The sequence below is a fragment of the Flavobacterium sp. GW823-FHT04A11 genome (assembly GCF_058796535.1).
Genome location: NZ_CM179503.1, coordinates 4,877,794 through 4,890,822, shown reverse-complemented (window position 1 = coordinate 4,890,822; position 13,029 = coordinate 4,877,794). Strand labels below are relative to the sequence as shown.

The following is a 13,029-nucleotide window of genomic DNA, read 5'->3' as shown; positions in this document are numbered from 1 at the left end:
AAAGAATATCTTAAAGTGAAAGAATATAAGGCAGAATCAAATTAGCCATAATAAAACCGCCAATCATAAAACAGATTGTAGCTACCAATGAAGGCCATTGCAAGTTTGAAATTCCCATAATGGCATGTCCGCTGGTACATCCGCCTGCATAACGGGTTCCAAAACCAACAAGAAATCCTCCAACAATAATCATGATAAATCCTCGAAGTGTCAATAAACTTTCCCATGAAAATAATTCTTTTGGCAATAATCCCGAATGATCCGTGATGCCGTAAGTCGCCAATTGCGCTGAAAGTTGTGGCGTTATTTCAACCGGATTTGGATTTGCCAGAAAATAAGCCGCAATGATTCCGCCAAGGAAAATTCCGAAAACGAAAAATAAATTCCAGCTTTCTTTTTTCCAGTCGTATTTAAAAAACGAAATATTCGCCGGAATACACATCGCACAAATATGTCGCAATGAAGAACTAATCCCGAAAGATTTATTTCCAATAATCAACAAAACAGGAACAGTCAACCCAATCAACGGACCTGCAACATACCAAGGCCAAGGTTCTTTTATAATTTCTAGTAGACTCATTTTTTTCTTTAAAAATTAGATTTTTTATTTCTTTTACCATTAAGATATTAAGAGAATTAAGATGCAGCAACTCAATAAACTTAATAAAGAAAGAATAAGACACTTACTTAATAGACTTAATGTCTTAATAGTTAAATTTTATGTTCAATACATTTAAGATAAAGTAACTTAATAAACTTAATATCTTAATGGTAAAAAAACTATGCTTTCAAAACCTTGCTTTGGCAAACGAAATCAGATTTTGGGATATTTGTTTTTGCAATTGCTCCAAAACCACCATCAATTTCGGTAAAATTTCTGAAACCACGCGCTTGTAAAATAGATGCCGCAATCATACTGCGATAACCCCCTGCGCAATGCAAATAAAAATGTTCATTTGGATTAATATCTTTTACCCAGTCATTAATATAAGCCAAAGGTTTGCTGTAAGCATCTTCAATATGTTCTGCTTCGTATTCTGTTTCTTTACGAATATCAATTATTTTATCTTCTTCGATTTTAAATTCAGATGCAAATTGCTCTGCTGAAATTCGGTTAACCGTATCAATTTCGAAACCTGCATTTTTCCACGCCTCAAATCCGCCTTCCAGATGCCCGATGATGGAATCAAAACCTACACGGCTTAAACGCGTTACGGTTTCTTCTTCAAGACCAGCTTCTGTAACTAATATAATAGGTTGTTTTACATCGGCAACTAAGGTTCCAACCCATGGAGCAAAATCTCCGTTGATTCCAATATTAATAGATTGCGGAATAAATCCTTTATAAAAATCTCCGCTTTTTCTGGTATCTAAAATCAAAGCACCGGTTTCTTCGGCAACAGCCTCAAACTCTTCCACTTTAATCGCTTTCATTCCGTTATGCAAAACCGATTCGAAACTTTCGTAACCGCCTTTGTTCATCGCTACATTCATGCTGAAATAGGCTGGAGGAGGCAATAAACCATCGGTAACTTCAGCGATAAATTCTGCTTCGGTCATATTGGCGCGCAACGCATAATTATTTGCTTTTTGATTCCCGATAGTCGAAACCGTTTCTTTGCTCATGTTTTTTCCACAGGCACTTCCCGCACCATGTGCAGGATAAACGATTACATCATCTGCAAGCGTCATGATTTTATTTCTTAAAGAATGAAATAAAATTCCTGCCAATTGATCCTGAGTCATTCCCGCCGCTTTTTGAGCTAAATCCGGACGCCCAACATCGCCAATAAATAAGGTATCACCAGAAAAAATCGCGTGATCTTTTCCGTTTTTGTCAATCAATAAATAAGTCGTGCTTTCCATGGTATGTCCCGGAGTATGCAAAGCTTTAATAGTAATATTTCCAATTTTAAATTCCTGTCCGTCTTTTGCAGAAATGCAGTCAAATTCGCAGGCTGCGTTTGGTCCGTAAACAATTGGCGCCTGAGTTTCTTTACTCAAATCGATATGACCCGAAACGAAATCAGCGTGAAAATGGGTTTCAAAAATATATTTCAATTTCACCTGATCGCGTTCTAAACGATCCAGATAAGGCTGGATTTCTCTAAGCGGATCGATAATTGCCGCTTCGCCATTCGAAGTAATATAATAAGCACCTTGCGCAAGGCATCCGGTGTAGATTTGTTCTATTTTCATGATATGTATTCTAAAAATATGGGAACACAAAGGTAACCTGAATTTTCATTAAAATAGGTGACTAATGTTACAGAAATTTGATTTTTGTGTAAAAAATGGAATTTAACCATATAAGTGATATAAGTAAATTTAAGGTACCACTTAATCTCGATTATATTAAAATACAAGTACAGATTTAAGGCTTCGTGTAATATGCATCAGACAAAATGAACTTATATTACTTATATGGTGAAAAAAAAAATCTCCGTAATTTTACAACTCTACAAAAAACCATTAATATGAACACAGAAGATTTATTGAATCAAATTGCTTTTATAAAAGAGATTGATAAATTAAAATACATTCAGCGAAAAACGAAGCTGTTTAATAGCGACCGAAACGAAAATGATGCAGAACACAGCTGGCACTTGGCGTTGATGGCGATTGTTTTGGCAGAACATTCAAATGAGCCAATTGATGTTTTGAAAGTTGTAAAAATGGTTCTGATACATGATATTGTAGAAATCGACGCTGGAGATGTTTTTATCTATGATTCACAAAAAAATCATTCGAATACTGACGAAGAAAGACTGTCGACTGAACGTATTTTTGGTTTACTTCCAAACAAACAGGCAGAAGAAATGATTGCCATTTGGGAAGAATTTGAAGCCGGAGAAACAAACGAGGCAAAATTCGCAAAGTCGATGGACAGATTAGAGCCTTTATTGCAAAACACATCAAACAACGGCGGAACCTGGAAAGAATTTGATGTAAAATATGATAAAGTGTACGAGAAAAAGAGCGTCATAAAAGAAGGTTCCAAAACGTTATGGAATTACGCAGAAGGTTTAATCAACGAAAGCGTAGAAAAAGGAATTTTGAAAAAATGATTAATTTTTTAGAATCGAAAACTTTGTCAAAGTTTCAAACTTTGACAAAGTTGCTGTAAAGCATAAGTGTAATTTTATACTTTTTAAATTGTTGAAAAGTTTAACAAATATCAGTCGATAAACTTTTTTTAAAGGCAGGAATTTCGGGTTTTAATGGGTAAATTTGTGGGACTTCATAAATAAAATACCACTATGGAAGAAATGCTTTTTTATGACCGAATGCAATTCGCCTTCACAATTACCTTTCACTATCTTTTTCCGCAACTTACAATGGGTCTTTCGCTGATCATTGTTTATTTTAAATGGAAATACCTCAAAACCAAAAACGAACAATACAATCACGCCACGCATTTCTGGATGAAAATCTTTGCCCTGAATTTTGCAATGGGTGTAGTAACCGGAATCCCGATGGAGTTTCAGTTTGGTACGAACTGGGCAAAATTCTCTGAATTAACCGGTGGAATTATCGGTCAGACATTAGCGATGGAAGGCATGTTTTCGTTTTTCTTAGAATCCTCTTTTCTTGGGATATTTTTATTTGGAGAAAAACTCCTCGGACATAAATGGCATTTTGTCACCGGATTACTAATCATGATTGGTTCCTGGGCAAGTGGTTATCTCATTATAGCAACACATTCGTGGATGCAGAATCCTGTTGGTTATGAAATTCTCCAAAACGGAAAATTTGTGCTGACGAATTTCAAAGCTTTATTTTCAAATCCGTGGTTGTGGCCTTCTTATTTGCACAATCAAGCTGCCTCTTTGGTGACGAGTTCATTTGTTGTGGCCGGAATTGGTGCTTTTTATATTTTGAGTCAGAAGAATGTTTCTTTTGGAAGATTATTTCTTAAAACAGGTGTGATCTTCGGACTGATTTCGAGCATCATTGTGGCAGTTCCAACGGGAGATTTACTGGCTAAAAACGTGGTAAAATACCAACCTGTAACGTTTGCCGGAATGGAAGGAATTTTTCATACCGAAAAAAGAGGTTCAGAAATTGTTTTAATCGGTCAGCCCGATGTAAAAGATAAAAAACTGGATAATAAAATCGCAGTTCCAAATATTTTAAGTTTCCTGACTTACGGAAATTGGGATCAGGAAATCAAAGGTTTAGACCAGTTTGAAGAAGATCTGCATCCAACCAATATCTCGGGATTGTATTATGCCTATCATATTATGGTCGGACTCGGAACGCTTTTTATTGGATTAATGGTTTTGGCACTTTTTCAATTAATAAGAGGAAAATTATACCAAACCAAATGGATTTTATGGTCACTGATGTTCATGATGCCGTTTCCGTATATCGCAAACACAACGGGCTGGTACACGGCAGAATTGGGAAGACAACCGTGGCTCGTTTATAATTTACTGCGAACTGCCGAAGGCGCATCGCCAACGGTTTCGTCCGGAAACACCTTGTTTACCTTATTGGGTTTTATAGGATTGTATCTTTTACTGGGCATGTTGTTTTTGCTTTTGATTGGAAAAATTATCAATAAAGGACCTCATCACGTGGAACTTTCAACAGAAAAAATATAAGTATGGAATTTTTTTGGTACGTAGTTTTAATGGGAATTCTGGCCGTTTATATTGTATTAGACGGTTATGATTTTGGAGCAGGAATTATTCATTTGTTTTTTGGTAAAACAGAACAGGATAAAAAAGCGATCACCAATTCAATTGGTCCTTTTTGGGATGCGAATGAAGTCTGGCTTATTGCTGCCGGCGGTGTTTTGTTTTTTGCTTTCCCCACTTTATATGCTTCTTCTTTCAGCGGATTTTATTTGCCTTTGATTATGATTTTATGGCTTTTGATTTTCCGTGCCATTGGCTTAGAAATGCGCGGACAAGTACATCATCCCATGTGGGAAGCCATTTGGGACAAAGCTTTCGGAATCGCAAGTTTGCTTTTGGCTTTATTCTTCGGAATTGCTTTGGGAAATATTGTTCGCGGTGTAAATCTTGGAATGGTGCAAAATGGCGTTTCAACGCAGGAACCACATTTTTTCTTTTTGCCTTTGTGGAATCCAACTTTTAGCCCGCAGGCAAACGAATTGGGAATTATAGATTGGTTTACACTTTTTCTGGGAATTGTGAGTGTTGTCGCTTTAACAATTCACGGCGCCAACTGGATTATTTTTAAAACCAATTCGGCATTAAATCCTCAGCTAAAAGAAATAGTTTTCAGACTCAATATTGGTTTATTGGTTTTAGTTTGTATTTCGCTGCAAATCTGGCATTTTATTGAGCCGGAACCGTTTCATAATTTTATTGAAACTCCAATTCTTTGGTTTTTTCCAGTAATGGCTTTTGTTGGAATTTTAGGTTTATTCAAAGTGCGTTCCTTCAAAAAAGACGGTCACGGATTTGTATTTTCATCTTTATTTTTAGTGGGCGGATTTGCCTCAACAGCAGTTTCGATCTTTCCAAATGTTTTGCCGTCAACAAACAAGGTAAATCCGTCTTTAACAATTTATAATACCGCCGCCGGAGAATACGGATTGAACGCCGGTTTGAGTTGGTTTTTTATTGCGCTGTTTCTGGTGATTATTTATTTTATTATTCAATATCGTGTTTTTAGCGGGAAAATGGATGATGTTGGGTATGGGGAACATTAAAAGTATTTTTTTTCTTTAAAGTAAATAAAAAAGAGCCACTATTTAGTGGCTCTTTTTACATTTCTTAAACTTAATTACGTTACCATACGGTAAGAGGCTTTATCAAGTATCATAGTGCAAATGTAAGGACTTTTTTCTATGTTTGCAAATAATATTATTCTTACAAATGCGGTTTCAGAAAATTCAATTATATCTTTCTTCATCACGACTGGGAAGATATCAAATAGCTACAGGTAACAGAACAACTAAATCAATTAAGCTATATAAGGCAAATTTAAAAATATCTCAATCCTTTCACCCAATTTTGGGGATCTTAGAAGTTATATTAAGAAATAAACTAAATATAATTTTATCTGGATATTTTACAGATCATGATTGGATAATTAATCAAAAAACTGGATTTATGATTGATCCCTCATTGATATATAGAGATCATCGCACGGGAAGAATAATAACAAATGATTATTTAAAAACATCTGTTGAGAAATCAGAGAATAGATTTAGAAGAATTAGAATTCCTGTAACTAGTGGTAAAATAATTGCCGATCAAACTTTAGGGTTTTGGACAAATTTATTTGAACTCTCTCATTATAGAATTTTGCGCGGTAGACCAATACAAATTTTCAGTCATCTACCTTCTGGTATTGGCAGAACTCAGGTGTGTGAGAGATTAAATAAAATAAGGGAATTCAGAAATAGAATTAATCATAACGAACCAATTTGCTTTACTGGAAATAATATTGACTTTAATTATGTTGAAGATATTTATAGTTCAATTATTGAAATAATTAACTGGATAGATCCTGAATTGATTAATTGGATAAGAGACATGGATTCAGTAATGGTTAAAATTAATAATGCAAAACGGATATGATTAGGAAACCGTAGTTTTTGTTAATTGAGAATTTAGCGGATAGCCTTTCGCCGCGGCGAAAACGCCCAAAAAATACAAATCCGCTTATTTATCAAAATAAACGGATTTTTTAGTTTCATCTTTGTCAAAGTTTTAAACTTTGACAAAGATTAGTCCACAAGTGAAACTAAATTCAAAATATTTAAAAATCTGCGTTATCTGCAAAATCTGCGAGAAACTAAAATAAAACCTCTTTTGTAATTATATAAAATCCCATTACGAGAACAAACCAGCCAAAAATAGGTTTCAGTTTTGTGCCGTCGATTTTTTTAGAAAGCTGACTTCCAATTGACATTCCCAGAAGTGCCATTACCGAAACGCTTAATAAAAAAGGATAATTTATGGGAGTTCCGATATATAAATCGCCTCCAAAACCTATGGAAGAATTGATCGTGATGATTAACAAAGAAGTGCCAACGGCTTGTTTCATCGGTAAATTAGCGAAAAACAACAAAGCAGGAATTATTAAAAATCCACCGCCGGCGCCAAGAAATCCGGTTATGATGCCGACAATGAAACCTATTATGCTCAATTGAATGTAATTTGTTTCGTCGCCTTTTATTTCGGGTTTGTTTTTTCGAATCATCGAAATCGCTGCCGTAATCATTAATATCGAAAAGATAATCATAATCAGAAAATCTTTTGAAACAGAATACGAAGCAATTGAAAACAGCGTAGAAGCAATTTGCGGAAAAATCACTTCGCGAATAATCAAAATCGAAATCACAGAAGGAATCGCAAAATACAAGGCCGACTTTAATTTTAGATTTCCCATTTTGTAATGGCTGTAACTTCCAAACATGGCTGTTAATCCAACAATAAATAAGGAATAAGAAGTGGCTTGTTCCGGATTTACCTTAAACAAATACACTAAAATAGGAATTGTCAATATCGATCCGCCGCCGCCAATTAAGCCCAGCGAAATCCCGATAATAATTGAAGCAAAATAGCCGATATATTCCATTGCAATTGTTTTATGCAAAGGTGATTCGTTAAAAAGAAATCTACAGTAACATTTATCACACAAGGACTGTGATTTGCTAACATGAAAATTATTTTACGATTGAGATATTAAGATAGTTAAGTTTAGCTTCTTTGTGTTTTAGTGTGTAGGAAGAAATTTAAGACTAACAGCGTAATTTTTTTTAATCTCTTAATGGTAGAAAAAAAACTTAGTGTTAATTAGTGAAATTCATATTCAATAATTCAATTTGGTTTCGATTGAGTTTAACCAAACCTCGTTGTTCCATTTTTTTGAGTAATCTTGAAACGACTTCACGAGACGTATTTAATTCGGTTGCAATTTCCTGATGGGATAATTTTACTTCAGAACAACCGCAGGCATCAGAATGTCTTTTTAAATAAAATTCCAAACGTTCGTCCATAGATCTAAAAGCGATGTTATCAACAACTTCAAGGACTTCTTCAAAACGGCTTCGATAGGTTTCGATTACGAATTCAAACCACGATCTGTGTTCCATCATCCATTTATCCATCATTTGCAGCGGAATCATCATGACCGAAACATCTTCGACTACTTTTGCCATGATTTGACTTTTCTCACTTTTAGAAGTACAAATCATCGAAATAGCACAGGCTTGTCCGGGTTGTAAATAATACATTAAAAACTCGCCGCCATCTTCACCTTCGCGGTAAATTTTGATTTTTCCTTTGGTAATCAAAACGGTATTTTTAATGTATTGTCCGGTTCGCATTAAAATAGTTCCGGCTTCAAAATCCTGAAGGCTTCCGTTTTCTTCAATAGTCGAAATAAGTTCGCTGGAGAAATTAGGAAATATATTTTTAAATGAATTTTGCATGGAGTTATTTTTAAACATAAATCTTTTTTTCGCCACGAATTCACGAATTTTTATTAATTAATTCGTGTTCATTTGTGAAATTCGCGACGAACATTTTTTATCAAATTAAGATTAAAACATATAATTTGATGTAAAGATACTAGATTGAAATGGTATTAATTGTCATAAAACTAGATTTGAGATGAATTTTATGCAAATGAAAAAATCCTATTTTCCATCGATTTTATAGACTATATTTTTAAAAATAGTAAGTAAATTTGTAAATCACTGATTATAATAGTTTCTCTAAAACGTTTTCTGAGAATAATAATCGAAATCGCATTTGGCACGTTTTTAATTAATAGAAACGTCGTAATTTTACAAAAAACACATATTATGAATTTATCACAAGAAGATTGGGTTAATCAGCTTGCTGCTGACGAGAATGCAGTTATACTGGACGTAAGAACTGAAGACGAATTTAATGACGGTTATATCGAAAATGCCGTAAATATTGATATCAATAAAGGTCAGGGTTTTATTTATGAAATCGAAGAACTTGATAAAAATAAAAATTACTATGTGTATTGCCGTTCCGGAGCGAGAAGTGCCAAAGCATGTCAGGTAATGAATGAGTTAGGTATAAACAATGCCTATAACTTGCTTGGCGGAATCCTGGACTGGGAAGGTGAAACCGTAAATCCATAAAACACAAAAGAGGCATTAAAAGCCTCTTTTTTCTTTAAATACTATTAACCAAACTATAAAATTACCAGATTATGAGTTTAATACCAGAAGAGTATCAAATTAAAACGCTTACAAATCAAGATACTTATCTTGTAAACGGAGAATTGAAAAAATGGACAGGTCAAACAACGCCCGTTTTTTCGACTATTTCTTCTACAGAAAAATATTCGCCAACAGTATTAGGATCAATCCCGTTTATGGGAGAAAAAGAAGCGGCAGAAGTTGTGGAAGCTGCAAACGGAGCCTACAATAAAGGACAAGGTTTGTGGCCAACGATGAAAGTCGCTGACCGAATTAAATGCATGGAAAATTTCGTGCGACAAATGAAGGAAACCCGCGAAGAAGTGGTAAAACTTTTGATGTGGGAAATTGGAAAAAACCTTGGCGATTCGCAAAAAGAATTTGACAGAACCGTTGAATATATTCAGGATACAATTGACAGTTATAAGGAACTTAACGGACGCAGTTCTTACTTTTCGAAAGTACAGGGCGTTAATGCCATGATTCGTCGCGGACCTCTTGGTGTTGTGTTGTGTCTTGGACCTTACAATTATCCTTTGAATGAAACTTTCTCTTTGTTGATTCCGGCTTTGATTATGGGTAATGCCGTAATTTTTAAACCGGCAAAACATGGTGTTTTATGTATTTCGCCATTGTTGCATGCTTTTAGAAGCAGTTTTCCTAAAGGTGTAATTAATATTGTGTACGGAAGAGGCCGCGAAATTGCATCTCCAATTATGAAATCGGGAAAAATTGATGTTTTGGCATTAATTGGAAACAGTAAATCAGCAATTGCTTTGCAGGATCAGCATCCAAACAAAAACAGATTGCGTTTGATTTTAGGTTTAGAAGCTAAAAACCCGGCGATCGTTTTACCGGATGCCGATCTGGATTTGGCGATTCAGGAATGTATTGCAGGTTCTTTATCATTTAACGGTCAGCGTTGTACAGCGTTGAAAGTTTTATATGTTCACGAATCTATTGCGGAAGAATTCAACAGACGTTTTTCTCAAAAAGTGGATGAATTAGTATTTGGAAATCCGTGGGATAAAGGTGCTTTATTAACGCCGCTTCCGGAAACAGATAAACCGGCTTATATCCAGGGATTAATTGATGATGCGACTTCGAAAGGAGCAAAAATCCTGAATGAAAAAGGTGGAAAACATACAGACAATTATATTTTTCCAGCTGTTTTATTTCCTGTAGATAAAAATATGAGAGTATACCACGAAGAACAATTTGGACCTGTGGTGCCTATTATTTCTTTTAAACATATTGATGAACCTCTTGATGATATGGCCGAATCAAATTACGGCCAGCAAGTAAGTTTGTTCGGAAAAGATATTAAAACGCTGGCGCCGCTTATTGATTCTTTAGTGAATTTAGTTTGCCGCGTTAACCTCAACAGTTCTTGCCAAAGAGGACCTGATGCGTTCCCGTTTACAGGACGTAAAGATTCTGCAGTAGGAACTTTAAGTATTCCGGATGCCTTGCGTTCGTTCTCCATTCGTACGTTTGTTGCTTCAAAAGATATCGCTTACAATAATGAAATTCTACAGGAATTGCTGAACAGCAAAGAATCGAATTTTATTAATACCGATTATATTTTGTAGTAATCAGGGTTATATATTATTTGTAGATGCCGTCTTTTTCTTTTGGAATTAGGCGGTTTTTTTTGAAGTTGCCACGAAGGTGCTAAGGCACAAAGGTTTTTATCTTATAATCTCCAATCTTGGTGGCAATAACAAACTGAAAAATCTTTGGGTCTTAGCGCCTTTGTGGCAAATTAAATTCCAAACTTTGTAACTTTATTCAAAAAAATACAACTAATATTTGTAACAACTATTAAATAAACAAAATTCTTAAAACCACTTATGGAAAAATTTATACTAATCGTCTTTTTGTTTTTGGCACAAAACAATTTTGCGCAGGAACTTTATATGCCGCGAAATATTAAAGAAGCTTACGCAAAAGGAACACGCTCGATGGATGGGAAACCAGGAAAAAATTACTGGCAAAACCACGGAAAATATGATATTGCCTTAACAGTCAATGCTGATACAAAAGTTGTTAGCGGAACTGAAACTATTGAATATGAAAATAATAGTACTGACACTTTAAAAAACTTACCAATCAGGTTTGTCAATAATCTTCATAAACCATCTTCTCCAAGAAGCGGAAATGTTAGTGATGATTTTTTAAGTGACGGATTAACTATTACATCCTTAAAAATTGCTGGCGAAGTTTATAAGGAAGATGCCAGAAGCTGGGGAACTGTTGGAAACGTTAAGTTGAAAAAAGCAATTCCGCCACATTCAAAAGTGACGATCAATATTGATTGGAATTATCCTCTATCTAAGGAAAGTGGAAGAGAAGGACAAATCGATAATACTACTTTCTTCGTAGCTTACAGTTATCCCCGTGTTACAGTTTTTGACGATTACAACAGATGGGACAGATTGCCGCACACTGATCGTCAGGAATTTTACAATGATTTTAATGACTATACCTATTCTGTAAAAGCACCAAAAAACTATGTGGTTTACGGAACCGGAGATTTATTAAATCCGGATGAGGTTTTACAGCCTGAATTTGCTGCACGTTTGAAAAAATCATACGTAACAGATGAAATTTTGCATATTGCAAATGAACAGGAAATGAAAAGCGGTGCAGTAACCAAGCAAAACGATTGGAACGTTTGGAAATTCGAAGCGAAGCATATTTCAGATGTATGTTTTGGTTTAAGCGATCATTATTTATGGGATGCCAGCAGCGTTGTGGTAGACAAAAAAACAAACCGTCGCGCGAGCGTTCAGGCGGCTTATGATGTAAAAGGGACTGATTTTGTCAATTCAATCAAAAACAATCAATATGCTTTAGATTTCTTTTCGAACAATTGGCCGGGAGTTCCGTATCCGTTTTCTAAAATGACGGCTTTTCAGGGTTTTGCAGACATGGAATATCCAATGATGTGTAACGATTCTCAAATGAATGACCCTGTTTTTGCACAATTAGTTCAGGATCATGAAGTAGCACATACTTATTTTCCTTTTTATATGGGAATTAATGAAACGCGTTATGCTTTTATGGATGAAGGATGGGCAACCACTTTTGAATATTTAATTGGAATTGCAGAACACGGTAAAGAAGCGGCAGACAAATTTTATAAAGAATTTAGAGTTGAAGGTTATATTAAAGATGCCTCAACAGAAGAAGATCAGCCAATTATTTCAATGTCAACGCAGGTTTCAGGCCCAGGTTATGGAAACAATTCATACGGAAAAGCGTCTCTTTCTTACATCGCTTTAAAAGATTTATTGGGAGATGATTTATTCAAAAAATCGTTGCATCATTATATGGATACATGGAATGGAAAACACCCAATTCCGTGGGATTATTTTAATTCTATGAATACTGCTTCTGGTAAAAATCTGAATTGGTTTTTTAATAACTGGTTTTTCACGAATAATTATATCGACCTTTCAGTTAAAAAAGTAGAAAAAAATACAGTTTCAATTGAAAACGTTGGAGGTTTTGCCATTCCTTTTGATGTAAATATTGTTTATGCTGATGATTCAAAAGAGACTTTACATCAAACTCCGGCAATTTGGCAAAGCAATCAAAAAACAGCTTTAGTTGCCTTAAAAAGTAAAAAAGCGATAAAACAAGTTATCATCGATGGCGGTATTTTTATGGATGCTACACCAAATAATAATAGCTTTTCTGTAAGATAAATAAATTAAATTTACAAGGAAAACCGTTATTCTCAATTGAGGATAACGGTTTTGTTTGTTTTAATGTTTTGATAGTGAATTGTTTGTGGTTTTTGTTGTTTGTATTTTATAAAATATACGGAAAACCACAAAATAATTCTAAAATTAACA

11 protein-coding genes are annotated in these 13,029 nt (G+C 34.8%); 7 read left to right on the top strand and 4 right to left on the bottom strand.

Translation table 11 applies throughout. The annotated features are described in order from the left end of the window. Nucleotides 1-10: 10 nt before the first annotated feature. Both AC3QL1_RS20855 and AC3QL1_RS20850 read right to left on the bottom strand, forming a co-directional pair. Entirely contained in the window at nucleotides 11-580 is a 570-nt protein-coding gene (locus AC3QL1_RS20855) for a YeeE/YedE family protein (protein WP_492494050.1), read from the bottom strand. Nucleotides 581-780: 200 nt separating this feature from the next. Further along, the gene (locus AC3QL1_RS20850) at nucleotides 781-2,199 is read right to left on the bottom strand and encodes an MBL fold metallo-hydrolase (protein ID WP_492494049.1); all 1,419 of its coding nucleotides are present in this window, start codon (nucleotides 2,197-2,199) and stop codon (nucleotides 781-783) included. Between the two features lie 278 nt (nucleotides 2,200-2,477). Here AC3QL1_RS20850 and AC3QL1_RS20845 point away from each other — a divergent pair, with 278 nt between their 5' ends. The 4 genes from AC3QL1_RS20845 to AC3QL1_RS20830 all read left to right on the top strand — a co-directional run bounded on the left by AC3QL1_RS20845 (nucleotide 2,478) and on the right by AC3QL1_RS20830 (nucleotide 6,560). Further along, nucleotides 2,478-3,068, top strand: a complete 591-nt coding sequence (locus tag AC3QL1_RS20845; RefSeq protein ID WP_492494048.1) for an HD domain-containing protein — start codon at nucleotides 2,478-2,480, stop codon at nucleotides 3,066-3,068. A gap of 192 nt (nucleotides 3,069-3,260) precedes the next feature. Further along, the gene (locus AC3QL1_RS20840) at nucleotides 3,261-4,607 is read left to right on the top strand and encodes a cytochrome ubiquinol oxidase subunit I (RefSeq protein ID WP_492494047.1); all 1,347 of its coding nucleotides are present in this window, start codon (nucleotides 3,261-3,263) and stop codon (nucleotides 4,605-4,607) included. A gap of 2 nt (nucleotides 4,608-4,609) precedes the next feature. After that, nucleotides 4,610-5,686, top strand: coding sequence for a cytochrome d ubiquinol oxidase subunit II (gene cydB, locus AC3QL1_RS20835; protein ID WP_492494046.1), 1,077 nt, complete (start codon nucleotides 4,610-4,612; stop codon nucleotides 5,684-5,686). Between the two features lie 142 nt (nucleotides 5,687-5,828). Continuing rightward, on the top strand, nucleotides 5,829-6,560 hold the full coding sequence (locus AC3QL1_RS20830; RefSeq protein WP_492494045.1) for a hypothetical protein: 732 nt from the start codon (nucleotides 5,829-5,831) through the stop codon (nucleotides 6,558-6,560). A gap of 217 nt (nucleotides 6,561-6,777) precedes the next feature. Here the strand turns inward: AC3QL1_RS20830 and AC3QL1_RS20825 are convergent, their stop codons facing one another. After that, nucleotides 6,778-7,563: a sulfite exporter TauE/SafE family protein gene (locus AC3QL1_RS20825; RefSeq protein WP_492494044.1), complete on the bottom strand. Its 786-nt coding sequence runs from the start codon at nucleotides 7,561-7,563 to the stop codon at nucleotides 6,778-6,780. A 214-nt stretch (nucleotides 7,564-7,777) separates the two neighbouring features. Next, nucleotides 7,778-8,419, bottom strand: coding sequence for a Crp/Fnr family transcriptional regulator (locus tag AC3QL1_RS20820; protein ID WP_492494043.1), 642 nt, complete (start codon nucleotides 8,417-8,419; stop codon nucleotides 7,778-7,780). Nucleotides 8,420-8,794: 375 nt separating this feature from the next. Between AC3QL1_RS20820 and AC3QL1_RS20815 the strand changes: the two genes are divergently transcribed. The 3 genes from AC3QL1_RS20815 to AC3QL1_RS20805 all read left to right on the top strand — a co-directional run bounded on the left by AC3QL1_RS20815 (nucleotide 8,795) and on the right by AC3QL1_RS20805 (nucleotide 12,879). After that, on the top strand, nucleotides 8,795-9,106 hold the full coding sequence (locus AC3QL1_RS20815) for a rhodanese-like domain-containing protein (protein WP_140505265.1): 312 nt from the start codon (nucleotides 8,795-8,797) through the stop codon (nucleotides 9,104-9,106). Between the two features lie 71 nt (nucleotides 9,107-9,177). Then, nucleotides 9,178-10,758, top strand: a complete 1,581-nt coding sequence (locus AC3QL1_RS20810; RefSeq protein WP_492494042.1) for an NADP-dependent glyceraldehyde-3-phosphate dehydrogenase — start codon at nucleotides 9,178-9,180, stop codon at nucleotides 10,756-10,758. Between the two features lie 261 nt (nucleotides 10,759-11,019). After that, on the top strand, nucleotides 11,020-12,879 hold the full coding sequence (locus AC3QL1_RS20805) for a M1 family metallopeptidase (protein ID WP_492494041.1): 1,860 nt from the start codon (nucleotides 11,020-11,022) through the stop codon (nucleotides 12,877-12,879). The last annotated feature ends 150 nt before the right edge of the window (nucleotides 12,880-13,029 follow it).